Origin of the sequence: Pseudomonas sp. PD9R (genome assembly GCF_019200975.1) — a bacterium.
GTDB lineage: Bacteria > Pseudomonadota > Gammaproteobacteria > Pseudomonadales > Pseudomonadaceae > Aquipseudomonas.
In genome coordinates this window covers 252,059-277,785 of sequence record NZ_JAHTMR010000006.1, presented here as the reverse complement: position 1 = coordinate 277,785, position 25,727 = coordinate 252,059, and the positions used below count along the sequence as shown (strand labels likewise).

22 protein-coding genes and 1 pseudogene are annotated in these 25,727 nt (G+C 58.7%); 6 read left to right on the top strand and 17 right to left on the bottom strand.

Features of this window, described 5'->3' with window-relative positions:
- Positions 1 to 329: 329 nt before the first annotated feature.
- The 3 genes from clpB to rluD all read right to left on the bottom strand — a co-directional run bounded on the left by clpB (position 330) and on the right by rluD (position 4,868).
- A complete protein-coding gene (gene clpB, locus KUF73_RS15045; protein ID WP_218438860.1) occupies positions 330 to 2,894 on the bottom strand; it encodes an ATP-dependent chaperone ClpB in 2,565 nt (854 codons plus the stop codon).
- A gap of 295 nt (positions 2,895 to 3,189) precedes the next feature.
- A complete protein-coding gene (pgeF, locus tag KUF73_RS15040) occupies positions 3,190 to 3,909 on the bottom strand; it encodes a peptidoglycan editing factor PgeF (protein ID WP_218438859.1) in 720 nt (239 codons plus the stop codon).
- Positions 3,906 to 4,868 (bottom strand): 23S rRNA pseudouridine(1911/1915/1917) synthase RluD, encoded by a 963-nt coding sequence (gene rluD, locus KUF73_RS15035; protein ID WP_218438858.1) that lies wholly within the window; start codon positions 4,866 to 4,868, stop codon positions 3,906 to 3,908. The genes pgeF and rluD overlap by 4 nt, the downstream gene beginning before the upstream one ends.
- Before the next feature lie 151 nt (positions 4,869 to 5,019).
- Between rluD and KUF73_RS15030 the strand changes: the two genes are divergently transcribed.
- The 4 genes from KUF73_RS15030 (at position 5,020) to KUF73_RS15015 (ending at position 9,325) form a co-directional block, all read left to right on the top strand.
- Positions 5,020 to 6,042, top strand: a complete 1,023-nt coding sequence (locus KUF73_RS15030; RefSeq protein ID WP_218438857.1) for an outer membrane protein assembly factor BamD — start codon at positions 5,020 to 5,022, stop codon at positions 6,040 to 6,042.
- 136 nt (positions 6,043 to 6,178) lie between these two features.
- Entirely contained in the window at positions 6,179 to 6,412 is a 234-nt protein-coding gene (locus KUF73_RS15025; RefSeq protein ID WP_218438856.1) for a PP0621 family protein, read from the top strand.
- On the top strand, positions 6,402 to 7,991 hold the full coding sequence (locus KUF73_RS15020) for a PAS domain-containing sensor histidine kinase (protein ID WP_218438911.1): 1,590 nt from the start codon (positions 6,402 to 6,404) through the stop codon (positions 7,989 to 7,991). The genes KUF73_RS15025 and KUF73_RS15020 overlap by 11 nt, the downstream gene beginning before the upstream one ends.
- Before the next feature lie 2 nt (positions 7,992 to 7,993).
- Positions 7,994 to 9,325 carry a sigma-54 dependent transcriptional regulator gene (locus KUF73_RS15015; RefSeq protein WP_218438855.1) on the top strand — a complete coding sequence of 444 codons (1,332 nt, stop codon included), beginning with the start codon at positions 7,994 to 7,996 and terminating at the stop codon, positions 9,323 to 9,325.
- Between the two features lie 79 nt (positions 9,326 to 9,404).
- Here KUF73_RS15015 and thiO read toward each other — a convergent pair whose 3' ends face one another.
- The 7 genes from thiO to KUF73_RS14980 are packed head-to-tail and all read right to left on the bottom strand — an operon-like array spanning position 9,405 to position 16,168.
- Entirely contained in the window at positions 9,405 to 10,505 is a 1,101-nt protein-coding gene (gene thiO / locus KUF73_RS15010; RefSeq protein WP_218438854.1) for a glycine oxidase ThiO, read from the bottom strand.
- Positions 10,506 to 10,561: 56 nt separating this feature from the next.
- Positions 10,562 to 10,963: a type IV pilin protein gene (locus KUF73_RS15005; protein ID WP_218438853.1), complete on the bottom strand. Its 402-nt coding sequence runs from the start codon at positions 10,961 to 10,963 to the stop codon at positions 10,562 to 10,564.
- 14 nt (positions 10,964 to 10,977) lie between these two features.
- Positions 10,978 to 14,061 (bottom strand): pilus assembly protein, encoded by a 3,084-nt coding sequence (locus tag KUF73_RS15000; protein ID WP_218438852.1) that lies wholly within the window; start codon positions 14,059 to 14,061, stop codon positions 10,978 to 10,980.
- Positions 14,048 to 14,527, bottom strand: a complete 480-nt coding sequence (locus KUF73_RS14995) for a PilX N-terminal domain-containing pilus assembly protein (RefSeq protein ID WP_218438851.1) — start codon at positions 14,525 to 14,527, stop codon at positions 14,048 to 14,050. Before KUF73_RS14995 ends, KUF73_RS15000 begins: the two co-directional genes overlap by 14 nt.
- 11 nt (positions 14,528 to 14,538) lie before the next feature.
- Positions 14,539 to 15,252, bottom strand: coding sequence for a prepilin-type N-terminal cleavage/methylation domain-containing protein (locus KUF73_RS14990; RefSeq protein ID WP_218438850.1), 714 nt, complete (start codon positions 15,250 to 15,252; stop codon positions 14,539 to 14,541).
- Positions 15,249 to 15,698, bottom strand: a complete 450-nt coding sequence (gene pilV / locus KUF73_RS14985) for a type IV pilus modification protein PilV (protein ID WP_218438849.1) — start codon at positions 15,696 to 15,698, stop codon at positions 15,249 to 15,251. The genes KUF73_RS14990 and pilV overlap by 4 nt, the downstream gene beginning before the upstream one ends.
- The gene (locus KUF73_RS14980) at positions 15,695 to 16,168 is read right to left on the bottom strand and encodes a GspH/FimT family pseudopilin (protein ID WP_218438848.1); all 474 of its coding nucleotides are present in this window, start codon (positions 16,166 to 16,168) and stop codon (positions 15,695 to 15,697) included. Before KUF73_RS14980 ends, pilV begins: the two co-directional genes overlap by 4 nt.
- Before the next feature lie 157 nt (positions 16,169 to 16,325).
- On the opposite strand from KUF73_RS14980, the gene KUF73_RS14975 reads away from it, so the two are divergent.
- On the top strand, positions 16,326 to 16,883 hold the full coding sequence (locus KUF73_RS14975; protein WP_218438847.1) for a GspH/FimT family pseudopilin: 558 nt from the start codon (positions 16,326 to 16,328) through the stop codon (positions 16,881 to 16,883).
- Here KUF73_RS14975 and ispH read toward each other — a convergent pair.
- The 6 genes from ispH to murJ all read right to left on the bottom strand — a co-directional run bounded on the left by ispH (position 16,852) and on the right by murJ (position 24,330).
- Entirely contained in the window at positions 16,852 to 17,799 is a 948-nt protein-coding gene (gene ispH / locus KUF73_RS14970; protein ID WP_218438846.1) for a 4-hydroxy-3-methylbut-2-enyl diphosphate reductase, read from the bottom strand. The genes KUF73_RS14975 and ispH overlap by 32 nt on opposite strands.
- Positions 17,800 to 17,929: 130 nt before the next feature.
- Positions 17,930 to 18,367 (bottom strand): FKBP-type peptidyl-prolyl cis-trans isomerase, encoded by a 438-nt coding sequence (gene fkpB / locus KUF73_RS14965; protein ID WP_218438910.1) that lies wholly within the window; start codon positions 18,365 to 18,367, stop codon positions 17,930 to 17,932.
- Between the two features lie 7 nt (positions 18,368 to 18,374).
- Positions 18,375 to 18,887: a signal peptidase II gene (gene lspA, locus KUF73_RS14960; protein ID WP_218438845.1), complete on the bottom strand. Its 513-nt coding sequence runs from the start codon at positions 18,885 to 18,887 to the stop codon at positions 18,375 to 18,377.
- Complete coding sequence (gene ileS / locus KUF73_RS14955) at positions 18,880 to 21,711, bottom strand: isoleucine--tRNA ligase (protein ID WP_218438844.1); 2,832 nt, start codon at positions 21,709 to 21,711, stop codon at positions 18,880 to 18,882. The genes lspA and ileS overlap by 8 nt, the downstream gene beginning before the upstream one ends.
- On the bottom strand, positions 21,712 to 22,662 hold the full coding sequence (gene ribF, locus KUF73_RS14950; protein WP_218438843.1) for a bifunctional riboflavin kinase/FAD synthetase: 951 nt from the start codon (positions 22,660 to 22,662) through the stop codon (positions 21,712 to 21,714).
- 129 nt (positions 22,663 to 22,791) lie between these two features.
- Positions 22,792 to 24,330, bottom strand: a complete 1,539-nt coding sequence (murJ, locus tag KUF73_RS14945) for a murein biosynthesis integral membrane protein MurJ (RefSeq protein ID WP_218438842.1) — start codon at positions 24,328 to 24,330, stop codon at positions 22,792 to 22,794.
- Between the two features lie 252 nt (positions 24,331 to 24,582).
- Between murJ and rpsT the strand changes: the two genes are divergently transcribed.
- Positions 24,583 to 24,861, top strand: coding sequence for a 30S ribosomal protein S20 (gene rpsT, locus KUF73_RS14940; RefSeq protein ID WP_020798646.1), 279 nt, complete (start codon positions 24,583 to 24,585; stop codon positions 24,859 to 24,861).
- A 185-nt stretch (positions 24,862 to 25,046) separates the two neighbouring features.
- On the opposite strand, the pseudogene KUF73_RS14935 reads toward rpsT, so the two are convergent.
- A pseudogene (locus tag KUF73_RS14935) lies at positions 25,047 to 25,433 on the bottom strand (CreA family protein); the annotation flags it as partial.
- Positions 25,434 to 25,727: the final 294 nt, after the last annotated feature.

Genomic DNA, 25,727 nt, shown 5'->3' with positions numbered 1-25,727 from the left:
TCTGAGGCGCGCTATTCTACAATCTTAAGCACCTCTGTCAACCCCCTAAATTGCTTTCAAGTTAATGATTTGCAACTTATTTCAGATTCCTGCTTGGGGAGCAGAAACCCTTCCGGGTGACTTACTGCGGGGCGCACTTTACAAGCCTTTTCCTTTGAGTTCAACAGCCTGGCGAAAAAAAGGCCTCGCAATGCGAGGCCTGATGTTTAGGCTATGGATTGTGTAGGAGCGAGCTTGCTCGCGAAGTACTCAATGACACCGCGCTTATCCAGGAAGTCCGCGTTATCGTTATCGCCCATCGCGAGCAAGCTCGCTCCTACAAAAGTGGATCAGACGAAGACGATTTCGTCGTTTTCCACGACACCCTTGGCGGTATCGCCCGGCATGAAGCGACCGGACAGAATCAGCTGAGCCAGCGGGTTCTCGATCCAGCGCTGGATCGCTCGTTTGAGCGGCCGTGCGCCGTACACCGGGTCGTAACCGACTGCGATCAGCTTATCCATCGCCTCAGGGCTGAGTTCCAGCTTCAGCTCACGCTCGGTGAGGCGACTGCGCAAACGACTCAACTGGATCTCGGTAATGCCCGCGATCTGATCCCGCGCCAAAGGCTCGAAGATCACCACTTCGTCCACCCGGTTGATGAACTCCGGCCGGAAGTGCGAAGAAATGGCATCCATTACTGCGGCACGCTGCGCCTCACGATCACCCACCAGCTCCTGGATCTGCACCGAACCCAGGTTGGACGTCATGACGATCACAGTGTTTTTGAAATCCACCGTGCGGCCATGGCTGTCGGTCAGGCGACCATCTTCAAGCACTTGCAGCAAGATATTGAACACATCCGGATGCGCCTTCTCGACCTCGTCCAGCAGGATCACCGAATAAGGCTTGCGACGCACCGCCTCGGTCAGGTAACCGCCCTCTTCATACCCCACGTATCCTGGTGGCGCACCGATCAAGCGAGCCACGGAATGTTTCTCCATGAACTCGGACATATCGATTCGCACCATCGCCTCTTCAGTATCGAAGAGAAATTCGGCCAGCGCCTTGCACAGCTCGGTTTTACCAACACCGGTCGGGCCGAGGAACATGAACGAACCGCTTGGGCGATTCGGGTCGGACAACCCGGCACGGGAACGCCGCACCGCGTTCGAAACCGCGACCACTGCTTCGTCCTGGCCGATCACACGTTGGTGCAACAGGCTTTCCATCTTCATCAGCTTGTCGCGCTCGCCCTCGAGCATTTTCGACACGGGGATGCCGGTCCATTTCGACACGACTTCAGCGATCTCTTCCTCAGTTACCTTACTGCGCAGCAACTGGTTTTCACTTTTGCCATGCTGGTCGACCATCTGCAGGCTGCGCTCCAGGTCCGGGATTACCCCGTACTGCAATTCGGCCATGCGGTTCAGGTCGCCTTTGCGGCGCGCGGTTTCCAGTTCCTGACGAGACTGTTCGATCTTCTGCTGAATCTGCGCAGAACCCTGAACCTCGGCTTTTTCCGAGTTCCAGATTTCTTCCAGATCCGAGTACTCACGCTCCAGACGAACAATTTCTTCCTGGAGTTTTTCCAGGCGTTTGATCGCCGCTTCGTCGCTTTCTTTCTTCAGCGCCTGGGATTCCACCTTCAGCTGAATCAGCCGACGCTCCAGACGGTCCAGCACTTCCGGCTTGGAGTCGATTTCCATGCGGATGCGGCTGGCGGCTTCGTCGATCAGGTCGATCGCCTTGTCCGGCAACTGCCGGTCAGTGATATAGCGATGGCTGAGCTTGGCCGCCGCGATGATCGCACCGTCGGTGATCGCCACCTTGTGGTGAACCTCGTAGCGTTCTTTCAGGCCACGCAGGATCGCGATGGTGTCTTCTTCGCTCGGCTCGTCCACCAGGACTTTCTGGAAACGTCGTTCGAGCGCGGCATCCTTCTCTATATATTGGCGGTACTCGTTGAGCGTGGTCGCGCCGACGCAATGCAACTCACCGCGAGCCAGTGCCGGTTTGAGCATGTTGCCCGCATCCATCGAGCCTTCGCCTTTACCGGCGCCGACCATGGTATGCAGTTCGTCGATAAACAGAATGATCTGCCCTTCCTGCTTCGACAGTTCATTCAGCAGGGATTTCAGGCGTTCTTCGAACTCACCGCGATACTTGGCACCGGCGATCAACGCGCCCATATCCAGAGACAGCAGGCGCTTGCCTTTCAGACCATCGGGCACTTCACCATTGATGATGCGTTGGGCCAGGCCTTCGGCGATGGCGGTTTTACCGACGCCAGGCTCACCGATCAGCACCGGGTTGTTTTTGGTGCGGCGCTGTAGCACCTGGATGGTCCGGCGAATTTCATCGTCACGGCCAATCACCGGGTCAAGCTTGCCGTCTTCGGCGCGCTTGGTCAGGTCGACGGTGTATTTATCCAGGGCCTGGCGTGACTCTTCGTGGTTGGGGTCATTGACCGCCTCGCCACCACGCAGGTTATTGATCGCGTTTTCCAGGGCTTTCTTACTCACGCCCTGGCCGAGCAACAATTTGCCGAGCTTGCTGTTTTCATCCATCGCCGCGAGCAGCACCAGTTCGCTGGAGATGAACTGGTCGCCCTTCTGTTGAGCCAGGCGATCAGCCTGGTTAAGCAGACGCGCCAGATCCTGCGACATGTTCACGTCGCCGGTCGGGTTCTGGATTTTTGGCAGTTGGTCGAGCTCTTTGGTCAGCTCTTTACGCAGGCTGTTGACATCGAAACCCACTTGCATCAACAGGGGTTTGATCGAACCGCCCTGTTGCTCGAGCAGGGCTTGCATCAAATGCGCCGGCTCGATGGCCGGATGATCAAGACCGACGGCCAGGGATTGGGCGTCGGACAAGGCTAACTGCAACTTGCTGGTTAAACGGTCTATACGCATGGGTCACCTTCCTTTTGAGCAGGCCGGACCTATAAAACATCCTGAATGAAGAAACCTGCCAGATACCACAATAGATGCGGTCGATTCTGGGAGTTTCAAGCGCCGTGATATTGATGCAGGTCAAGGAAGTCTAGCGGTCGTGCCCTGTCTTACGAATACGTTCCTCTTTGGCGAGTGGCTGTTGTCGTCAGGCAAGGCGCCGCGACGAGTCATAGCCCGCTATGGCGAGGAGCGGCAACGCAGCATGACGGCAACAGACGCCGTCAAAGTGGAACAGTATTCGTGAGACAGGGCACTACAGCCAGATCAAGGAGGCGAATCGACCGGTGCGGGGCGCACGGCGGTAAGAAAAGAAGCGCGGATCGGTCACGGTGCAGAAACCGCCACCGTAGACAGCCGTAACACCACGAGCCGCCAGACGCAGGCGCGCGAGCATATAGATGTCGGCCATGAACTTGCCGGCGTTTTGGCTCGGCACAAAAGCATCAGCCGCTTGCGGCAACTGCTGAACGAAGGTTTCGCGCACTTCCGGACCGACTTCAAAGGCTTGCGGGCCAATGGCCGGACCGAGCCACACCAGCACCTCGGAAGGCGCTACCGCGAGGCTGTCGAGAGTGGCTTCCAGAACGCCAGCCGCCAGCCCTCGCCAACCGGCGTGGGCCGCCGCAACGCGAGTTCCGGCACGATCGCAAAACAGCGCAGGAAGGCAGTCGGCGGTCATCGCCGCACAGGCGATGCCGGGGGTCTCAGTCCAACTGGCGTCGGCAGTGACCACCTGGCTCGGGTCGGCATGGGCCACGACGATGCCGTGAACCTGTTGCAACCAGGCCGGTTGAATAGAGAAGTGATCGGTGAGGCGACGGCGATTTTCGGCGACAGCTTCGGCGCTATCGTCGACGTGATCGCCGAGGTTGAGGCTGTCGAACGGCGCCAGACTGACGCCGCCCGCACGGGTAGTCACACAGGCTTTGACCCCGGCCGGCGCGGGCCAGTCAGGAATCAGCCAGTCACTCATCCGATGAACGCCTCGCGGTCCTGCTTGAGCAACGTCAGCAACCAGACGAAATCGTCCGGCAGTGGCGATTCCCAGCTCATGCGTTTACCGGTGGTCGGATGATCCAGTTCCAGGAACCGCGCATGCAGTGCCTGACGCGGGAACGTCTTCAAGGAGTCGACCATGGTTTGGCTGGCGGCTGGCGGAATACGGAAACGACCACCGTAGGCCGGGTCTCCGACCAACGGGTAGTTGATGTGCGCCATGTGCACACGAATCTGGTGCGTACGGCCGGTTTCCAGTTTCACCCGGACATGAGTGTGGGAGCGGAAACGCTCAAGCACACGGTAATGACTGACGGCTTGCTTGCCACCTTCCATCACGGCCATGCGCTGGCGTTGCTGGCCGTGGCGACCGATCGGCGCGTTGATTTTGCCGCCTGCGGTTACCACACCAATCACGATGCATTCGTAGATCCGGCTGACACTGCGGCTCTGCAACTGTGTAACCAGCTGCGTCTGCGCCTGAATGGTCTTGGCCACCACCATCAGACCGGTGGTGTCCTTGTCCAGACGATGCACGATACCGGCGCGCGGCACATTGATAATGTCCGGCACGTGGTGCAGCAAGGCGTTGAGCAAGGTGCCATCAGCGTGGCCGGCGGCGGGATGCACCACCAGACCCGCAGGCTTGTTGATCACCAGGATGTCGTCGTCTTCATAGACGATGTCCAGGGCAATGTCTTGAGCGACCCATTCGCCCTGAGCTTCCTGCTCGGCAGTGAGTTCAAGAATGGCGCCACCGTGAACGATGTCTCGCGGGCGGATTACCGCCCCATCCACAGTCAGGCGGCCGTCTTTGATCCAGGCGGAAAGGCGCGAGCGCGAGTGCTCAGCGAATAATTGTGCGGCGACTTGATCGAGGCGTTGGCCGCCCAATTCGGACGGCACCTCTGCGCGAAGTTCAATTTTATCGGACATGCTCAGACTAGGCGTCGGCACAGCCTTTGGTTTCGGCTGCGCGCTTGTGGTTAAATACGGCGTCTTTTGCCCCGAGGCTATTCAACGGGGCGCTCATCATAACAGGACGGCCACGCCCAAGACAGCGGCCGTCATAGGGACGCAAGCCGCCATGCAAGTGAAACACCTGCTGCTGATCGCCATCCTCGCATTGACCGCTGCTTGCTCATCGAAGGAAGTCGTAGACGAAAACCTGAGTGAAGTCGAGTTGTACCAACAGGCTCAGGCTGATCTGGACAACAACAGCTACACCAGCGCCACCGCCAAGCTGAAGGCTCTGGAATCGCGTTATCCGTTCGGCCGCTACGCCGATCAGGCTCAACTCGAACTCATCTACGCCAACTACAAGAACGCCGAGCCAGAGGCTGCAAAAGCCGCTGCCGAGCGCTTTATTCGTCTGCACCCGCAGCATCCGAACGTCGATTACGCCTACTACCTCAAGGGCCTGACTTCTTTCGACCAGGACGTTGGCCTGCTGGCGCGCTTCCTGCCGCTGGACATGACCAAGCGTGACCCGGGTGCCGCTCGCGACTCCTACAACGAGTTCGCCCAGCTGACCAGCCGCTTCCCGAACAGCCGTTACGCGCCGGATGCCAAGCAGCGCATGATTTACCTGCGCAACCTGCTGGCCTCCTACGAAATTCACGTTGCCGACTACTACCTGACCCGTCAGGCCTATGTAGCGGCCGCGAACCGTGGCCGTTACGTGGTGGAAAACTTCCAGGAAACCCCTTCGGTCGGCGACGGCCTGGCGGTGATGACCGAAGCCTACCAGCGCATGCACCTGGACGAACTGGCCGCCACCAGCCTCGAAACCCTGAAGCTTAACTACCCGAACCACCCAAGCCTGGTGGACGGTCAGTTCGTGCCGTCGGTCGCCGAAGCGGATAACCGTTCGTGGCTGAGCAAGGCCACTCTGGGCCTGATCGAATCCCGTCCACCACTGCCGCCGGGCGAAACCCGCGCCAACCAGGACGTGCAGAAGCAGTTCCAGGACGCCAAAGACGCGATTCCTAGCGACCTCAAGCCAAAAGACTCAAATGGCGATGTGATCGAAGAAGAGAATCACGAAGCGGAAGGCAACAACAGCGACCGCTCGTGGTTTAGCTTCATGACCTTTGGTGTGTTCGACTGACACAACGGGTTGTACGAAAGGGAGACTCTTGAGTCTCCCTTTTTTATTGCTGTTTTTTTGTGCACAGCAATTGCGCTGTGCGCCTGTCATGTCCTTGGCTAAACTGCCGGTTCATCCGCCAAGAAAGCAGCTCACCATGCTTCGTTTACTATTCTGGATCGCCGTGATTGCCGCCGCCGTGTGGTTCTGGCGCAAATACAAGGGCCAGGCTTCCGTGCCCAAGTCTCCTGCCGAGCTGGAAGCGGCGCCGATGGTCCGTTGTGCCCACTGCGGCGTGCACCTGCCCCGCGACCGCGCATTGAACCTTCAAAAACAGTGGTACTGCAGCCAGGCTCACCTTGAGCAAGGCCCCGGCTCCAGTGATCGCTGAGACACCCAGTCCCGGCGGCAAACAGGCCCAGCGACTGCTGCGCCTTTATCACCTCTACCGTTTAAGTGTCGGCATCACCCTGGTGCTGTTGATCTCCAGCAACATGGACAACCAGTTGCTGACCTCGGCCAATGACGACCTGCTGCGCAGTGGTAGCTGGTTATACCTGGTGCTGAATATCCTGCTGGTGGTGTTTTTCGAGAACACCCGGCGCCCTGCGCAATTGTTCAGCCTGGCGCTGCTGGATGTGCTGCTGTTGTGCGGCTTGTTCTATGCCGCTGGCGGAATAGCCAGCGCCATAGGCAATCTGTTGATTGTCTCGGTGGCCATCGGGAACACCCTGTTACGCGGACGCATCGGCCTGCTGATTGCCGCCGTCGGCGCACTCGGCATCGTCGGCTTGAGTTTCCTGCTGAGCTTCAGCCATCCCGCCAGCCCCAACGACTATCTGCAAGTCGGCACCCTTGGTGCCCTGTGCTTCGCCGCCGCCTTGTTGGTGCAAGGTTTGATCCGACGCCTGGAAGTCAGCGAGACCCTGGCCGAACAACGGGCCAGTGAAGTCGTCGGCCTGGAAACCCTGAACGCGCTGATCCTGCAACGCATGCGCACTGGCATTCTGGTGCTTGACGATCAACAACGCGTACAACTGGCCAACCACAGCGCGCTGACCCTGCTCGGTTGCGAGCGCCTCGAAGGCCGACGGATTGACGACCACTTCCCCGCCCTGGTCGAACGCCTGCACCTGTGGTTGAACAATCCGACGCTGCGCCCCCAGAGCCTGAAAATCGCCAGTAGCGGCCTGGAACTGCAACCCAGTTTTATCTCACTGGACACTAACCCGAATCACCAGACCCTGGTCTTTCTCGAAGACCTCGCGCAGATCGCCCAACAAGCGCAACAACTGAAACTTGTCGCCCTCGGCCGCCTGACTGCCGGCATTGCCCATGAAATTCGCAACCCGTTGGGCGCCATCAGTCATGCTGCACAGCTATTACGAGAATCGGAGGAACTGAACGGCGCGGATCGACGTCTGACGCAGATAATTCAAGACCACTCTCAGCGAATGAACCGGGTTATCGAAAACGTCCTGCAATTGTCCCGCCGCCAGCAAACCGTACCGCAACGACTCGACTTGAGGCCGTGGTTGGAGCAGTTCGTCGCCGAAACCCGCGAGGGTGCAACCGAGCGCCAACAGATTCACTTGAGCATCGCTTCCGGGGATATCAAAACCCTGATGGACCCGAATCAACTGCACCAGATCCTCGACAACCTGATACGCAATGCCTGGCGCCACAGCGCCTTGAACCACGATCAGGCGCAAGTCTGGCTGGCGTTGTTTGTCGATCCAAACAGCCAGTTGCCGACGCTCGAAGTCATCGATGACGGCCCCGGCGTGACACCGGACCACCAAGCGCAGTTGTTCGAACCTTTCTTCACCACCAGTCACCAAGGCACTGGCCTGGGCCTCTATCTGTCCCGTGAGCTGTGCGAAAGCAACCAGGCCCGCCTAGACTTCAAACCACGCCAAGACGGCGGCTGCTTTCGCATTACCTTTGCTCACGGACGGAAACAAGGTTGAACATGAGCCCACGGCCAAAAGTCCTGATCGTCGACGACGAGCCGGACATCCGCGAACTCCTGGAAATCACCCTGGGACGGATGAAACTCGATACCTACAGTGCCCGCAACGCTGCCGAGGCACTGGCCTTGCTGAAGCGCGAGGCGTTCGATCTGTGCCTGACCGACATGCGCCTGCCGGACGGCAGCGGTCTCGAGTTGGTGCAACACATCCAGCGACATTACCCGCAAGTCCCGGTGGCCATGATCACGGCCTACGGCAACCTCGACACCGCGATCAATGCGCTCAAGGCCGGTGCTTTCGACTTCCTGACCAAACCGGTGGACCTCACCCGCCTGCGAGAGCTGGTCACCAGTGCCCTGCTTCTGCCCGCACCCGGTATCGCCATCGATCGCCGCTTGCTCGGCGATTCGCTGCCCATGCGCAATCTGCGCAAACAGATCGACAAACTGGCGCGCAGCCAGGCGCCGGTGTACATCAGCGGCGAATCCGGCAGCGGCAAGGAGCTTGTCGCGCGGTTGATTCATGAGCGAGGGCCGCGAGCCAATCAGGCTTTTGTTCCAGTCAATTGCGGCGCCATCCCGTCGGAACTGATGGAAAGCGAGTTTTTCGGCCACCGCAAAGGCAGTTTCAGCGGCGCCATCGAAGACAAACCTGGCCTGTTCCAGGCCGCTCATGGCGGCACGTTGTTCCTCGACGAAGTGGCTGACCTGCCGCTGCCGATGCAAGTCAAACTGCTGCGAGCGATTCAGGAAAAGGCCGTACGCCGTATCGGCGGACAACAGGAAATGGTGGTCGATGTACGCATTCTTTGCGCCACCCACAAAGACCTTGATGCCGAAGTCGCCGCTGAACGCTTTCGCCAGGATTTGTATTACCGCTTGAACGTAATCGAACTACGGGTGCCGCCCCTGCGCGAGCGCCGTGACGATATTGAGCGACTGGCCAGCCACGTGCTCAAGCGCCTGGCTGCTGACACGGGGCAACCGGCGGCAAAACTCCAACCGCAAGCCCTCGATGCACTGAAGAGTTACCGCTTCCCGGGCAATGTGCGGGAGCTGGAGAACATGCTCGAACGAGCGCATACGTTGTGCGAGAACAAACAGATCGAGGCCGGCGACCTGCGCCTGGCTGAAGGCAATTGCGCGGCTGAAGGTGGCGTGGCGGATTTGACGCAGATCGACAATCTGGAGGCTTATCTGGAAAACGTCGAACGCCAGCTCATTCTTCAGGCACTGGAAGAAACCCGCTGGAACCGCACGGCGGCGGCTCAGCGGTTGAATCTTTCATTCAGGTCGATGCGCTATCGCCTCAAGAAATTTGGTTTGGATTGAGGCCTAAAAGATCGCAGCCTTCGGCAGCACCTACATGAAAATGCATTCCCCTGTACAGGCTGTGATCTTTTGATCTTGCTTAGATTCGCCCAGCGGGCGCATACGGCGCCGGATCAATTATCGGCGCCCTGCCCAACATCACATCGGCAAACAACTGACACGACGCTGGCGCCAGCACCAGCCCATTACGGTAATGCCCGCAGTTGAGCCACAACCCATCAAACCCCGGCACTCGGCCAATGTAGGGAATGCCTTCCGGCGACCCCGGTCGTAACCCGGCCCAATGCCCCACCAGCTCGGCATCCGCCAACGCTGGGATCAACTCCACCGCCGATGCCTTGAGACTTTCCAGCGCCGATTCGGTTGGCGTCTTGTCGTAGCCTTCGTGCTCCAGCGTGCTGCCGATCAGAATATGTCCGTCGCGCCGCGGGATCGCATAACGCCCCTTGGCCAGCACCATGCTCGGCAGGAAGTCCGCCGCGCACTTGTAGAGAATCATCTGCCCTTTCACTGGCTCGACCGGCAGCACCAACCCCAGGCTCTTGAGCAAATCACCACTCCAGGCGCCGGCGGTCAGGACCACCTGATCACCGTTAACAGTGCCCGCCGAGCTCTGCACACCAACGACTTTATCGCCGTCGCGGACAAACCCGCTGACTTCACACTGCTCATGAATCGTCACGTTCGGCAGCGCCAGCAACGCTGCCTTGAGCGACTTCACTAGTCGTGGATTGCGCACGTTGGCCACATCGGCCATGTAGATCGCCCGGGAAAAACCGCCACCCAGCACCGGCACCGCGTCGTGCGCCGCCGAGATATCCACAGCCCGTAACGGACGATTCTCTCGCACAGCCCAGGCCAGCGCCTCGGTTTCGTCGTCGAGGTCCAGCCAATACAGGCCAGTGGTGTGCACTTCGGGATCAACACCCGTTGCGGCAAACAAGCGCTCGCCCAGCTGTGGATAAAAGTCCTGGGACCAATGGGCCAGCGCGGTGACCGCCGGGCTGTAACGCCAGGGATAAAGCGGCGAAACGATGCCGCCGCCCGCCCAGGACGACTCCTGACCGACATTCGAACGATCCAGCAGCACAACGCTTTGCACTTCGGATGCGAGATTGAATGCCGTCAGCAGCCCGATTACCCCACCGCCGACAATCACCACTTGCTGTTGCCTGGTCATGTTCTGATCCAACCGTTAAATAGACAGGGGACGCAAAGGGCGCCCGGAAAAAGAACTCAGCGGCCCCAGCAATCCTTGGTGGTCAAACCCGCCGTTGCGTTGACCATACTGCGGACACCGGTATTGGTGAGGGTGAAATCACCGCACTTGTCCGTGGCCATGCTGGTGCCAGCCTTACGCACTGCCGTCAGCACGAAGGTCTGGTCGGTCAGCGTCGGCGTGATGGTGTAATAGTCATTGCCGGCGCTCAGGCCGGTGGCATTGGTGTAGACATTCTTTTGTGAATAGAAGCGCTCAAGAATCTGCGCTTGCTCAGAGAGCAGGCCAGCCACTTCGGTACGGCGGCCCTTCTTCAGATATTCGGTAAAGCTCGGGGCAGCAATGGTCATGACAATCCCGATGATCGCAATCACAATCATGATTTCGATCAGGGTAAAACCGCGGTTGGATCTACGCATGCCTCAAGTCTCACTTACTGTATTTGTCGCCACATGATGCGACGGCTGCCGCCGCCGGATTTTTCCACCAGCGTGCTGATGCCGCCACTGGAATCGTTCACGATTTTGCGGGTCGCGCCATTGACGATGGCGTTCAGGGTCGGGATGCCGCCGGTGAAAATCACCCCGCTGGACACTGTGTCAGTGCTGTCGACCACCCCATCGCCATTGGTGTCGAGCACCGCGTAGTTGAGCATCTTACCGCTGAACGCATCGAGTTCGACCAGTTTGCCAGTGCCGAAACTCGCGCAAGGGTCTGTGGTGTCCACACTGGCGGTAGTAAACACGATCCGCCCGAGCACCAGACTGGCCTGATTGATCACCCGCTCCCCCGTCAGGACGCTGTTGTACGCCAGTGGCAGATACCAGCCCTTTTCCGCCGGATAAGTCACTTCGTTCTGACTGGTGGTGATGAACTGACCGGTGCTGCCGGAGAACACACCGGTCACCGCCTGAGCCTGCAAGCTGGACGTAGTGATCTGCCCGGAACCGCCATCCGCGTCCCACACCGCGTAGAACGCCTGCAAATCCTTATTGGTCTTGTCCGCCATTTCGTTGAATTTGCCGGTGCCAAAAAACACTTCCTTGCCGCCCAAGCCGTTGTCCGCCAGCAATGGTTGCGCGGTAATTGGCTGAGTGGCCCCGCCCGCCGTGGTAAACAACGGCTTGCCGGAGAACGCCACACCCCATGAATCAGTGCTGGTGCTGCTCAAATCAAACTTCCACAACCGTCCTTTCAGGTCGCCGCCATAGGCCGCTTGCACCACATTCTGCGAATTGACCTTGAGCTTCACTGAGGACAAACCGTTGGTGGTTTCGGTGCTGTCGAGGACGATTTTCTTGATCAGCGACCCGTCGCGAATATCCACCACGTACAACGCCGCGACACCGGTGTTGCTGCCATAGCCATTGGAGATGAACGCAGCCCATCGACCGTCGGCCAAGCGTGCCACTTCCGGACGGGCGTAGGCATAACCCAGATCATTGAAAGCATTTGCTGTACTGGCCGTGGCGGGTGCGCTGATTTCCCACAATGCCTTGGTCACGTTACCCGCCGACGCGTCGAACAATTGCAACGCATAGAAGGCTTTCCCTCCCGCCCCCGTCCCGCCGAGCGCGAGGGTTTTCCAGGCGCCGTTGAGCTGGGCATCGAACACGCCGACTTGCCCATCCACCAGAAATTTGTGGCTGACGCCGTTGATGTACGCGGTGTCGGCGATATAGCGCAGCGATGGCAACACACTGGATGGCATGTAGGCATACCGCCGCCCGCCGTTGCCGGCATTGATGACGTTTACAAAACCGTCGTTGGCGTTGACCACCAGGCTAGCGATCATGGTGGCCGCCTTGGTCGCCAGGTAGGTGCTGTAGGTGGTGTCGCCTGACAGGTCGGACGCGGTTTTATCCGAGGGCGACGCAAGGGCCAGCGGCGAGTTGATGATGTCACCGAGTAGCACGCTGCGCACTTTCAGACCGGTTTTGTTGGTGCCTTTACTCCATTCCACCAGATCACTGCCGGTGATGCCGGTGGGCAAGCCCTGATTGAGGGCGGTTTGCTGGGTAGTGGAAAAGTTGGTGTAGGCCAAGGTCACTGCGGTGCTGGTTTGACTGTTCCAGGATTGATAGGTCGGCGCCGTGGCACCGGGCACAATGGCCGTGTCAGTGGTCCACAGCACCGAGCTGGTGTTGACCGCGCCGCTGGAAGTGAAGCCGTAAGCCCTGATCGTGCCACGCCAGTCCTTGGGGTCGTAGCTGGTCTGGAAATAACTCGTGCCGCTGACGAGGGTCGTCCCGCTCGCGACGCCACTACCGCCAGAGCCTGCCTTGGAGGTGATGTCGCTGAGCGCTGAAGACAACGCTGCATTGAGCCCGACGCTGTCAGTGGCCTGGTAGTACTTGCCCTGACCATAACTGGCAGCGTCGGACAGCATTTGATTTGCCGCCGTGAAACCCACCGTGTAGGTGTTCATGTTCTGCTTGGGAAAGTCGGCGGCGTTCCAGCTTTTGCCCGCCAAGTCTGTCCCGGTGGAGCGCATGTCGATGTCGAAGGCGAACTTGGCGATGTCATCCAGGTACAGGGTGTCACCCTCCCCGTCGCCGTTGAGGTTGTCGCCGTCGTTGGCACTGTTGCCGTCCCAGTTCGGCAAGCGACTGCCGCCGAGCGGGTCGTTGCTCGGGAACGTTCGGTCGTAAGTCGGTAAGCCGTCAGTGATTACCACGCCATAGTTTTTCTGGCAGCGATATTGGATTGGGCTGGTGTAGGTGGCCGGCGTGGCGTTGTAGTACGGTGCCATGCCGCGCATGTAGCGGGTCACTTCGTAATAGGTCTCCGCCAGCGGCGTATTGGCGACGGCACTCAAGCCGTTTATCGAGGTAATCAACGCGTTGTAGTTGGCATCCACAGACAAATCACTGACAGCACGAGCGATGTAGCCACCATTACCCGGACTGTTACTGGCCGGCGGATTGAAAGTGGCCAGGCCAATACGTAATGAGCGATTGCTGCCAACCAGATTTTTGGAAACGTCCTGCGCAACGCTAATCCGGTAATCGTTGGGAATGGCATTGGCACCCGTGGTGAAGTCCCGGTTAGAACCGTTGGCCAGACTCAGCAAATAGGCCAGGTAGTTCGCCGTGTAACGGGTTCCTTCGTTGCCGACAGGATCAGGCAGTTTCAGGCAGATCGGCGTCAACCCGAGAAAACCGCGATAAAAACCGTACCAATTACCGCTGGTCGAGCACCCGCCGCGGTTCAGGCTCGACAACGCAATATTGCTGTCTGTCATGTCCAGATTCTGGCCGCCGAGACACAATGTGTTTGAGTTGCATATCGCGATCTGCGCCCGACTGATCGTCGGATCGAAACCTGGCGCCCAGATGATGTTATTCATGCTGCCCGAGTCGTCGATCAGCAACATCACGTTTGGCGCGACTGCGGCGGCGCTCAACAACGGCGAATCCGAGGGCGTGAAGGCACAGGCAGGTGCCGACAAGTACAGTGCCAAAACAGCGCCGCACAACTGCTGCCATAAGCCTTGGCGCCTGTTAGTACTTCGCATAAATACTCTCCACCACGCTGCGCGAAGTACCCGCGAGGCCAACCGCAGTTACCCGGTACAACGTTGCCGAGGTATTGCTCGGCACGTTCACCGCCGTCAGGGTGGTGCCAATGTTTTGCACGCCATAAAAACCAGTACCGGAGGCGATCCAGGTCACCCCCGAGGTGGAGTTCAACCCGGCGACAAGGACTGACGAAGACTCGGCTGGCGGCGAGCATTGGCTAGTACCGCTGCAAACCGGCAATGAATAGCTGTCCAGTTGCACCGCGCTTTCGCCCACGCGCAACGCCGCTTCGGCGCCCTGAAACGACTGATTACGCAAGCTCACGCTACTGGCCATTTTTTCCTGCAGGGTGGCGTTCTGCATCGATGAAATACCGATGAGCGTCAGCAACAACAGGAACACCAGACTGACCAGCAATGCCATGCCGCGCTGGGAGTGATCGCTCACAGATGAAAGATTCATCAGCCCTCCCCTCATGGCAGACGGTTGCGCAGCGCGGCAACCACGTTGAAGGTTTGATTGCTGACCCGGTTGTTCGGGTCGGTGAGGGTCAGCGTCAGGCGAACGCTGCGAATGCGTGCCGGGTCCGATGGGTTGGAGCTGTAACTGGATGCCGCCGTGTCGGTGGCGGAACTGGCGAGTCCGAAGCTGACGTTGAAGGCACTGACGTTATCCACAAGTACTTGTTGGGCCGGCGTGCCTCTGCCGGTGCCCATCGTCAACTGACCGCTCTTGAGGCTGTAGATCAATCGACGGATCGGAAATGCCAACTGCCCCGACGCAGGCGTGCGCGAATCGGTGTAGGCCGTCGCGCTGTTACGACAATCGGAAACCACCGTCCAGGCTGGCGTCCCGCCGCTGCTGCCGACATCCGCCGTCACCAACGTCAACTTGAGACTGGCGTTATCCCAACTGATCGGCGTGATCTGAGCGGCATTGAAATCACCCGCCGTGCTGGCGTCGGTGATCGACCCCAAACAACCGAACATGCCGACCATGCGGATTTCCTGGATCATTTTGCTCAGCACGAAACGTGCATCTTCCTGCATTGCGGCGGCGGAGTTCTGGCTGACAAAGGTATTTTTTGCGGCGATGAATACCTGCACCACGCCTAGTACCACCACCAGACTCAATGCCAGGGCGATCAACAACTCGATCAGGCCGAACCCTCTGTTGAAGCGGTTCATGGCGTGGCCACCGGATCGACGGTTGCGCGGCTGGTCAGCACAAAGCTGCGCCGCGAATTGGCCGTGTTGGCCGCCCGGGAGTCGTCCCAGGTGATGGTGATGGTGTACACCCGTTGATTGAGGGTGATGCTGCCGGTAGCACTGGCACCGCCGAAATTGACGATGTTACTGGTGAAGTCGTAGAGATCTTGATCCCGGGCGACACTCAGGTTGCCCGAGGTCGGCGGCGTAACGGTGTAGTCGGCGGCGGAGTTGGCGCGAATGCGGTCCATCATGTCGTATGCAATAAAACTGGCCTGGCTGGTCATGCGCGCGCTGTCCGTGTACTTCAGCGCATTCAGTTGAAACGCCGCCGCGCCCAACAGCCCCACGCTCAGAATCAACAACGCCACCAGCACTTCAATCAGCGTCATGCCCTCCTGTGCACACTTGCTCCATTCCCTCATCCGCAACTTCCACCCAATAGAATTCGTCCGTTCAAACACACGTTCAGCGTCCTGCTTTGCGTGCCCAGCACATAATTGATCACCACCCCCGTGGACGGTGACGACAGGCCGCCCAGATTGTTGAAATCGATAGCGGTCACTCCTGAGGTTAGCGTCAGAGTCGCACCGCTGCTCATCGCTGGAACAACCCGCAATACATTCGCCGGAGTGCCAGTACCGTCATAGACCGACAACTCCCCGGTCCAGACGCCACCGCCCACCGTCGGGCGCATTCGTGTTGTTACGCCCCGGTCGATGGCTTCCAATCGGGCGAAATTCAGACCACGTTGCAGGTCACTAACCTCTGTGTCGGCCTTGGTGATTTGCGCCGAACGGGTAAACGCCGGGACAGCCAGGGTGATCAGGACCAGAAATATCGCTATCGCGACCAGCAGCTCTACCAACGTGAAACCTTTTGAACGATGTTCCATCGGTGCCCTCCGTTGCCGTCGGCTATACCTGCCTGTGTGGAAGCAAGCTCACTCACACAGGTTTGACGCTAGAACATTCGACCGCCAAGGCACGGTTGATTTGCCATTACTCGCGCAGGGAAGGCGCGGGGCACCACGCTCCAGGGAGGAAAATGTCATGCATCAGCAAGGCTTCAGCCTGATCGAACTGCTTATGGGACTGACGATTGCCGGGATTGTTCTGCATTTGGTCAGTCCGGCGTTTGCGTCAGTCACCGAATCGAACCAACGCGAGCAAGCGGCACAGTCGCTTTTCAGCGGTATACGCAGCGCCAGGACCGAGGCTGTCGCTCGTCACCAAAGCGTGGTGATTCACGCCATCGACGGCGACTGGGGCCAAGGTTGGCGGATCATTCTGGATATCAGCGGCAAGGGACATAACGACAGCAGCAACCCGTTGCTGGTCGAAAACAGAAGCGGCAAAACGCTGCCGATTGTAGGCAACCAACCGGTCAGCCAATTCGTGCGCTTTAGCGATCTGGGCGAACCACAGTTCGCCAGAGGAGAGTTTCAGGCAGGGACTTTACACATTTGCGCAAACCGCGAACCGGTGAGTCAGTACCAAGTGGTTCTGGCCCCGTCCGGCCGCGTCAGCCTGCGCAGCGAAAAGGCTGAACAGGCGTTGTGCACAGAGAAGAAAAAACTCAGAGCAAAGAGCGGACGCGCAACTCTTTAGGCATGGAGAACGTAATGTTCTCCTCGCGACCGGCCAGTTCATCGGCACCGGTAGCGCCCCAGGCCTGCAACTGCTGGATCACACCACGCACCAGAACTTCCGGCGCCGAAGCACCAGCGGTAATGCCTATGCGCTCGACACCGTCGAACCAGCTCTTTTGCAGGTCTTCGGCGCCGTCGATCAGGTAGGCCGGGGTGGCCATGCGTTCGGCGAGTTCACGCAAACGATTGGAGTTGGAGCTGTTCGGGCTGCCAACCACCAGCACCACATCGCATTCATCCGCCAGTTGCTTGACCGCGTCCTGGCGGTTTTGCGTGGCGTAGCAGATGTCGTCCTTTCGAGGACCACCGATTGCCGGGAAACGCGTACGCAGTGCGTCGATGACGCGACTGGTGTCGTCCATGGACAAGGTGGTCTGAGTCACGAACGCCAGTTTTTCAGGGTTGTGTACTTGCAGTGCCGCGACGTCTTTCTCGTCTTCGACCAGATAGATCGCGCCGCCATTGCTGACGTCGTACTGACCCATGGTGCCTTCGACCTCCGGATGACCAGCGTGGCCGATGAGAATGCACTCACGGCCGTCGCGGCTGTAACGCGCGACTTCGATGTGCACCTTGGTCACCAGCGGGCAGGTGGCGTCGAACACTTTCAGGCCACGGCCAGCGGCTTCGGTACGTACGGCCTGGGAAACGCCGTGAGCACTGAAGATCACGATGACGTCGTCCGGCACTTGATCCAGCTCCTCGACGAAAATCGCCCCGCGCGCGCGCAGGTCTTCGACAACGAATTTGTTATGGACCACTTCGTGGCGCACATAGATCGGCGGCCCGAAGACTTCCAGGGCGCGGTTGACGATTTCGATCGCCCGGTCCACACCGGCGCAGAAGCCACGGGGATTGGCGAGTTTGATTTGCATGCTGTGCCTCGTGTCTTGCCCTGTAGGAGCGAGCTTGCTCGCGAAAAACTAAAGGACACCGCGTTAATCCAGAAGAGACGCGTATTCGTTGACGATCATCGCGAGCAAGCTCGCTCCTACAGAAAAGCAGTTACAGCGCTTTGACGGAAATGATTTCTACATCAAAGGTCAGGGTCTTGCCAGCCAGCGGGTGGTTGAAGTCGATGGTCACTTGCGCGTCGTCGAACTCTTTCACCACACCCGGCAATTCAGTATTGGCCGCATCGTTGAAGATCACCAGCAAACCCGGCGACAGCTCCATGTCCGTGAACTGTGAGCGCGGAATGATCTGTACGTTTTGCGGGTTGGGCTGGCCGAAGGCGTTTTCCGGCTCGATGTTCAGGGTGCGCTTGTCGCCCGCCTTGAAACCGAACAGCGCCGCTTCGAAACCTGGCAACAGGTTGCCATCACCGACCTTGAAGGTCGCCGGGGCTTTGTCGAAGGTGCTGTCCACTGTGTCGCCGTTCTCCAGGCGTAATGCGAAATGCAGAGTGACTTCCGTGTTCTGGCCGATGCGTTGCTCAGCCAATACCTGTTCAGTCATGAACGGCTTCTCCGGTCTTTTTACTTTTGAACATATCCAGTGCCAGCATGACGGCACCGACGGTAATTGCACTGTCGGCAAAGTTGAACGCCGGGAAATACCAGCGATTCTGCCAATGCACCAGGATGAAATCGATCACATGGCCCAGGGCGATGCGGTCATACAGGTTGCCCAGCGCACCACCCAGCACCAACGCCAAGGCGATGGCCAACCAGGTTTCGTTGCGCCCCAGGCGTTTGAGCCAGACCACCAGCACCGCACTGACCGCCACGGCGATCATTGCGAACAACCAGCGTTGCCAGCCCGAGCTGTCAGCCAGGAAGCTGAACGCCGCGCCGGTGTTGTAGGCCAGGGTCCAGCTGAAGTAATCAGGGATGATTACGATCTGCTGGTACATCTGGAGCTTGCCTTCGAAGTAGAACTTGCTGGCCTGGTCGATGACCAGGACCAGCAAACTCAACCAGAGCCAGCTCAGCCGCCCAAAGCGGCCAACGCCATTAGGCATAGTGACGAACCTCGCCAGCGCCGCTGATGTTGTCTACGCAACGGCCGCAGATTTCCGGATGCTCCGGGTTCACGCCAACGTCTTCACGGCAGTGCCAGCAACGGGCGCACTTGGCATGGCTCGACTTGACCACTTTGAGTTTCAGACCGGCGACTTCAGTGACCACGGCATCGGCCGGCGCCTGCACGAACGGCGCAACGCTGGCTGTGGACGTGATCAGGACGAAGCGCAGTTCGTTGCTCAGCTTGGCCAGGTCGGCGCTCAGCGCCGACTCGGCGAACAGCGTCACTTCGGCTTGCAGGTTGCCACCGACGGCCTTGGCCGCACGCTGGATTTCCATTTCCTTGTTGACCGCGACCTTGACCGCCATGACCCGATCCCAATACGCACGGCCCAGCTCAAAGCCTTCCGGCAACTCGGTCAGGCCTTCGTACCAGGTGTTGAGCATCACCGATTCGTTGCGCTCGCCCGGCAGGTATTCCCACAGCTCGTCGGCAGTGAACGCCAGGATCGGCGCGATCCAGCGCACCAGCGCTTCGCTGATGTGGTACAGCGCGGTTTGCGCCGAACGGCGAGCCTTGCTGTTGGCGCCAGTGGTGTACTGACGGTCCTTGATGATGTCGAGGTAGAAACCGCCCAGCTCCTGCACGCAGAAGTTGTGGATCTTCGAGTAGACGTTCCAGAAGCGGTATTCGCTGTAGTGCTCCTGCAACTCGCGCTGCAGCAACAGCGTGCGGTCCACGGCCCAACGATCAAGCGCGAGCATTTCTTCGGCTGGCAGGATGTCGGTGGCCGGGTTGAAACCGGTCAGGTTCGAAAGCAGGAAGCGCGCGGTGTTACGGATACGCCGGTAAGCGTCCGCACTGCGTTGCAGGATCTGCTCGGAAACCGCCATTTCGCCCGAGTAATCGGTAGATGCGACCCACAGGCGCATGATGTCGGCGCCCAGGGTGTCATTGACTTTCTGGGGCGCGATCACGTTGCCCAACGACTTGGACATCTTGCGACCGGACTCGTCGACCGTGAAGCCGTGGGTCAGCAATTCGCGGTACGGCGCGTGGTTGTCGATGGCGCAACCGGTTAGCAGCGACGAGTGGAACCAGCCGCGGTGCTGGTCCGAACCTTCCAGGTACAGGTCGGCACGCGGGCCGGTTTCGTGGCCCATTGGATGCGAACCGCGCAGGACGTGCCAGTGCGTGGTGCCGGAGTCGAACCACACGTCGAGGGTGTCGCTGATCTTGTCGTATTGTGGCGCTTCATCGCCCAGCAGCTCGGCGGCGTCCATCTTGAACCAGGCTTCGATGCCTTCGACTTCGACGCGCTTGGCCACTTCCTCCATCAGCTCGACAGTGCGTGGATGCAGTTCGCCGCTTTCCTTGTTCAGGAAGAACGGGATCGGCACGCCCCAGTTGCGCTGACGGGAGATACACCAGTCCGGACGGTTGGCAATCATCGAGTGCAGGCGCGCCTGGCCCCAGGCCGGGACGAACTTGGTCTCTTCGATGGCTTTGATCGCCCGCTTGCGCAGGGTTTCGCCGGTCGCAGGCTCTTTGTCCATGCCGATGAACCACTGCGCCGTGGCGCGGTAGATCAGCGGCGTCTTGTGGCGCCAGCAGTGCATGTAGCTGTGTTCGATGATAGTGGTGTGCAGCAGCGCGCCGACTTCGGTCAGCTTATCGACGATGGCCGGGTTGGCCTTCCAGATGAACTGGCCGCCGAAGAATTCCAGCGATGTCGCGTAGACGCCGTTGCTTTGGACCGGGTTGAGGATGTCGTCGTTGACCATGCCGTATTTCTTGCAGGTCACGAAGTCGTCCACGCCGTAGGCCGGAGCGGAGTGAACTACACCGGTACCAGCGCCCAGTTCGACGTACTCGGCCAGGTAAACCGGCGACAGACGGTCGTAGAACGGGTGGCGGAAGTTGATCAGCTCCAGCTCTTTACCGGTGGTGATCGCAATGACCGAGCCTTCGAGGCTGTAACGTGCCAGGCACGATTCGACCAGTTCTTCAGCCAGCACCAGCAGTTTGTCGCCGACATCGACCAGGGCGTAGTTGAACTCTGGGTGAACGTTCAGCGCCTGGTTGGCCGGGATGGTCCACGGGGTGGTGGTCCAGATCACGATCGAGGCAGGCTTGGCCAGCGATGGCAGACCGAAAGCGGCAGCCAGTTGAGCTTCGTCGGCAATCGGGAATGCCACATCGATGGTCGAAGACTTCTTGTTCTCGTACTCGACTTCCGCTTCAGCCAGGGCCGAACCGCAGTCAAAGCACCAGTTCACAGGCTTGAGGCCCTTGAACACGAAACCGCCCTTGACGATTTCGGCCAAGGCGCGGATTTCACCGGCCTCGTTCTTGAAGTCCATGGTCTTGTACGGGTTGGCGAAATCGCCCAACACGCCCAGACGGATGAATTCGGATTTTTGCCCTTCGATTTGCTCGGTGGCGTAGGCGCGGCACAGTTCGCGAGTTTTGTCCGCACCCAGGTTCTTGCCGTGGGTCACTTCGACTTTGTGCTCGATCGGCAGGCCATGGCAGTCCCAGCCCGGAACATAAGGCGCGTCGAAGCCCGAAAGGGTCTTCGAGCGGATGATCATGTCCTTGAGAATTTTGTTCAGTGCGTGACCGATGTGGATCGTGCCGTTGGCGTACGGAGGACCGTCGTGCAGGACGAACTTAGGACGATCCTTGCCAATCTCGCGCAACTTTCCGTACAGGCCAATGCTGTCCCAGCGCTGCAGAATCTGCGGTTCGCGCTGAGGCAGGCCGGCCTTCATTGGGAAGGCGGTGTCCGGAAGGTTTAGCGTGGCTTTATAGTCGGTCATTTAAGGCTCTTCATTAGCGATTGGCGCTAGGTGCGACAGGGCACGGGCGGCGGCGACATCCGCATTGATCGCCGTCTTAAGCGCCTCCAGAGAGGCGAAACGCTGCTCTTCACGCAGCTTTTGGTGGAAAACCACCGTCATACGCCGGTCATACAGATCGCCGGCAAAATCTAAAAGATGGACTTCGAGGTGGGCTTTGCCATCCCCTTGAACCGTAGGCCTTACGCCGATGTTGGCGACGCCGGGCCAGGTCTTGCCGTCGAGGTCGACGCTGACCAGATAGACCCCGGTGAACGGCACGCGACGACGCTTGAGTTGAACATTGGCCGTCGGCGTACCTAACTGTCGCGCCAGCTTCTGCCCGTGCAACACGCGACCGGCAATCCGGTACGGGCGCCCGAGCAGACGCTCAGCGAGGGCGAAGTCGGCAGCGGCCAGCGCGTTACGCACCTGGGTACTGCTGACGCGAATGCCATCGAGCTCGACGGTTTGCGCTGCTTCGACGGTAAAGCCCTGCATAACGCCGGCCTGTTGCAGGAAATCGAAATCGCCGACCCGGTCACAGCCGAAACGGAAGTCGTCGCCGACCTCAAGGTGCTGCACGCCGAGGCCGTCGACCAAAATGGTATCGACGAACTCACTGGCGCTGAGCTTGCTCAGGCGCTGATTGAACGCCAGGCACAGGACCCGATCGACGCCTTCGGCGGCCAGCAACTGCAGCTTGTCGCGCAAGCGGGCCAGACGGGCAGGCGCCGTATCCGGAGCGAAAAATTCCCGGGGCTGCGGCTCGAAAATCACCACGCAGCTGGGTACGCCCAACTCAAGCGCACGTTCACGCAGCCGCGCCAGGATAGCCTGGTGGCCACGGTGTACACCGTCAAAGTTGCCAATAGTGGCGACACAGCCCCGATGCTGGGGGCGCAGATTGTGGAGGCCTCGAACCAGCTGCATAACGCGCTTCTTGCTCATAAAGTGGTCGATTATAACCACACCCGGCGGCCGACGACAGGCAACACCGTATCCCAAAGTAATCGAGCCGACAAAAACGTCGGCCCGCCCGTGTTTATTGCAGCCCTGGCTTCAGCCAAGCGCCTTGCGATTGAAGTCGCGCAAGCGGAAGCCCATCAACACTAACATGCCGAAATACGCCACCACACCGGCGACCACCAAGGCCCCCAGGCGCAAGAAACGCTCGAACATATGCCCTTGATCCCAAGCTGGCATGAAATGCATTGCGCCCAGCAATACCGCAGACATCACCGTTACTGCGATCACCAGCTTCAATCCGAACTTCCCCCAACCCGGTTGCGGCTGATACATCTGCTGCTTGCGCAGTTGATAGAAGAGCAATCCGGCATTAAGACAGGCACCGGCGCTGATGGCGAGCGCCAGACCGGCATGGGCCAGCGGACCAATCAGCACAAGGTTGAACAGCTGAGTGACGATCAGGGTGAATATCGCGATTTTTACCGGTGTGCGGATGTTTTGTTGCGCATAAAAACCCGGCGCAAGCACTTTAATCACGATAATCCCGAGCAAACCGACGGAATAGGCGACCAAAGCGCGCTGGGTCATGGCGGCATCGAACGCACCGAACTGGCCGTATTGGAACAATGAAACTGTCAGCGGCTCAGCCAGAATCCCCAACGCCAGGGAGCAAGGCAAGACCAGCACGAAGCACAGGCGCAGGCCCCAGTCGAGGATTCGCGAATACTCGTGGCGATCCTTGTTGGCGTACGTCTTGGCCAGCGTCGGCAGCAGGATCGTGCCCAACGCTACGCCCAGCACGCCGGATGGCAATTCCATCAAACGGTCCGCGTAGTACATCCAGGACACGGAACCGGCAACCAGGAACGAGGCAAAAATAGTGTTGATGATCAGCGAAATCTGGCTCACGGACACACCAAGAATCGCCGGCAGCATCTGCTTCATCACCCGCCAGACGCCACTGTCACGCAGGTTCAGGCGCGGCAGCACCAGCATGCCGATCTTTTTCAGGTGTGGCAGCTGGTAGAGCAACTGCGCCAGACCGCCCGCCAGCACGGCCCAACCGAGCGCCATTACCGGTGGATCGAAGTACGGCGTCAGGAACAGCGCAAAGATGATCATGCTGACGTTAAGCAGGGTCGGCACAAAAGCCGGCACCGAAAAACGGTTCCAGGTATTGAGAATCGCGCCAGCCAACGAAGAAAGGGAAATCAGCAAAATGTAAGGAAAGGTCACCCGCAGCAGACTGGAGGTCAGCTCAAATTTTTCCGGAGTGTCGGTGAAACCCGGCGCAGTCACCCAGATGACCCACGGCGCGGCGATCATGCCCAATGCGGTGACCAGCGCCAGCACCAGCGTCAGTAGCCCCGAGACATAGGCAATGAACGTTCGCGTCGCTTCCTCGCCTTGCTGACTTTTGTATTCGGCAAGAATCGGCACGAACGCTTGGGAAAATGCCCCCTCGGCGAAGATCCTTCGCAGCAGATTGGGCAGTTTGAAGGCGATAAAGAAGGCATCGGTCGCCATTCCGGCGCCAAATGTGCGCGCAATGAGGGTGTCACGAACAAAGCCCAGAATCCGGGAAAGCATCGTGATAGAGCTTACGGCGGCCAACGATTTGAGCAGATTCATTGAAAGAGTTTGTGCCTGTCGATAAACAGCAGGCGAACTACGCGCCTACTTATGCGATACTCCGCGCCGCAACAGCACAGAGCCAAAGCTCGCGAGTTTACAGGTCAAGCGCCGGAAATAAATATCCCGCCTCTTTATACCTACCACTTAGCGGAACGTCTCAACCGCCCTTGACAAGACATCAACTCATCGGCATGATTCGCGGCCTATTTTGTTTGCTATTTCCTAAAAAGTCTTTCGAGGAGCTCGACGGTGGCCAACTCACCTTCCGCCAAAAAACGTGCAAAACAGGCTGAGAAGCGTCGCAGCCACAACGCCAGCCTGCGTTCCATGGTTCGTACCTACATCAAGAATGTAGTTAAGGCCATCGACGCAAAAGACGCTGAAAAAGCTCAAGCTGCTTACGTTCTGGCTGTGCCAGTTATCGACCGTATGGCCGATAAAGGCATCATCCACAAGAACAAAGCTGCTCGCCATAAGAGCCGCCTGAATGGCCACGTCAAGGCCCTGAACGTTGCCGCTGCTGCCTAAGCGACACGCTCATTAAAAAACCGACCTCAGGGTCGGTTTTTTATTGCCTGCGATTTGATGAACGCCGCGCAAAAAAATGTAGGAGTGAGCCTGCTCGCGATAGCGGCGCAACATTCAACACCGATGTCGACTGCTGCACCGCTATCGCGAGCAGGCTCACTCCTACAATTTGGATCTTCGTCTGATTACTGAGCGTGCGCCCACGGCAAAATCGGAATCGCCGTCACCGCATTCTGCGGACTGCCCTCGATCAAGCGATCGCTGTAGACAAGGTACACCAGCGTATTGCGCTTCTTGTCGAGGAAACGCACCACCTGCATGGTCTTGAACACCAGCGACGTGCGCTCCTTGAACACCTCGTCGCCGTCCTTGAGCTCGCCCTTGAAGCTGATAGGACCGGCCTGACGACAGGCAATGGACGCCTCAGCGCAATCCTCCGCCAACCCCAAGCCTCCCTTCCCCCCCTCCTTTCACGCCTCCGGTCTTGGCACGCGACAGGTAACAGGTAACAGGTAACAGGTCACGCTTTCGGCCTTCGGATCATCAAACGCTTCCCCCACCTCCTCACAATTTTTTCTATTTGCTGAATTCAGTTATTCCGTAGAAAAGCACTCCCTCCAACAAATAGAATCTTTACATATAAGCATTTACGATAATGCGTACAAACTCACATAAGCAGTCTCCGCCAAAGACATTTGCTAGTTTAAATAGCCCTACAGCTCTCCTACAAACTTTAAAGAAAAAGCTTACGTACTAAATAACACGTTCGCTGCAAAAACAAGAGGTTAAGAGCCAGCAAAAGAAGAACTCTTTCAGCGACGCCAAATAAATCCAGACCCAACCTACAGCTATATAGGAACGATCCT

What these genes read in the sequence shown, in the direction of transcription:
- clpB (WP_218438860.1), bottom strand. Translation starts at nt 2,894, where the DNA reads ATGCGTATAGACCGTTTAACCAGCAAGTTGCAGTTAGCCTTGTCCGAC.
- pgeF (WP_218438859.1), bottom strand. Translation starts at nt 3,909, where the DNA reads ATGAGTGACTGGCTGATTCCTGACTGGCCCGCGCCGGCCGGGGTCAAA.
- rluD (WP_218438858.1), bottom strand. Translation starts at nt 4,868, where the DNA reads ATGTCCGATAAAATTGAACTTCGCGCAGAGGTGCCGTCCGAATTGGGC.
- KUF73_RS15030 (WP_218438857.1), top strand. Translation starts at nt 5,020, where the DNA reads ATGCAAGTGAAACACCTGCTGCTGATCGCCATCCTCGCATTGACCGCT.
- KUF73_RS15025 (WP_218438856.1), top strand. Translation starts at nt 6,179, where the DNA reads ATGCTTCGTTTACTATTCTGGATCGCCGTGATTGCCGCCGCCGTGTGG.
- KUF73_RS15015 (WP_218438855.1), top strand. Translation starts at nt 7,994, where the DNA reads ATGAGCCCACGGCCAAAAGTCCTGATCGTCGACGACGAGCCGGACATC.
- thiO (WP_218438854.1), bottom strand. Translation starts at nt 10,505, where the DNA reads ATGACCAGGCAACAGCAAGTGGTGATTGTCGGCGGTGGGGTAATCGGG.
- KUF73_RS15005 (WP_218438853.1), bottom strand. Translation starts at nt 10,963, where the DNA reads ATGCGTAGATCCAACCGCGGTTTTACCCTGATCGAAATCATGATTGTG.
- KUF73_RS15000 (WP_218438852.1), bottom strand. Translation starts at nt 14,061, where the DNA reads ATGCGAAGTACTAACAGGCGCCAAGGCTTATGGCAGCAGTTGTGCGGC.
- KUF73_RS14995 (WP_218438851.1), bottom strand. Translation starts at nt 14,527, where the DNA reads ATGAATCTTTCATCTGTGAGCGATCACTCCCAGCGCGGCATGGCATTG.
- KUF73_RS14990 (WP_218438850.1), bottom strand. Translation starts at nt 15,252, where the DNA reads ATGAACCGCTTCAACAGAGGGTTCGGCCTGATCGAGTTGTTGATCGCC.
- pilV (WP_218438849.1), bottom strand. Translation starts at nt 15,698, where the DNA reads ATGAGGGAATGGAGCAAGTGTGCACAGGAGGGCATGACGCTGATTGAA.
- KUF73_RS14980 (WP_218438848.1), bottom strand. Translation starts at nt 16,168, where the DNA reads ATGGAACATCGTTCAAAAGGTTTCACGTTGGTAGAGCTGCTGGTCGCG.
- KUF73_RS14975 (WP_218438847.1), top strand. Translation starts at nt 16,326, where the DNA reads ATGCATCAGCAAGGCTTCAGCCTGATCGAACTGCTTATGGGACTGACG.
- ispH (WP_218438846.1), bottom strand. Translation starts at nt 17,799, where the DNA reads ATGCAAATCAAACTCGCCAATCCCCGTGGCTTCTGCGCCGGTGTGGAC.
- lspA (WP_218438845.1), bottom strand. Translation starts at nt 18,887, where the DNA reads ATGCCTAATGGCGTTGGCCGCTTTGGGCGGCTGAGCTGGCTCTGGTTG.
- ileS (WP_218438844.1), bottom strand. Translation starts at nt 21,711, where the DNA reads ATGACCGACTATAAAGCCACGCTAAACCTTCCGGACACCGCCTTCCCA.
- ribF (WP_218438843.1), bottom strand. Translation starts at nt 22,662, where the DNA reads ATGCAGCTGGTTCGAGGCCTCCACAATCTGCGCCCCCAGCATCGGGGC.
- murJ (WP_218438842.1), bottom strand. Translation starts at nt 24,330, where the DNA reads ATGAATCTGCTCAAATCGTTGGCCGCCGTAAGCTCTATCACGATGCTT.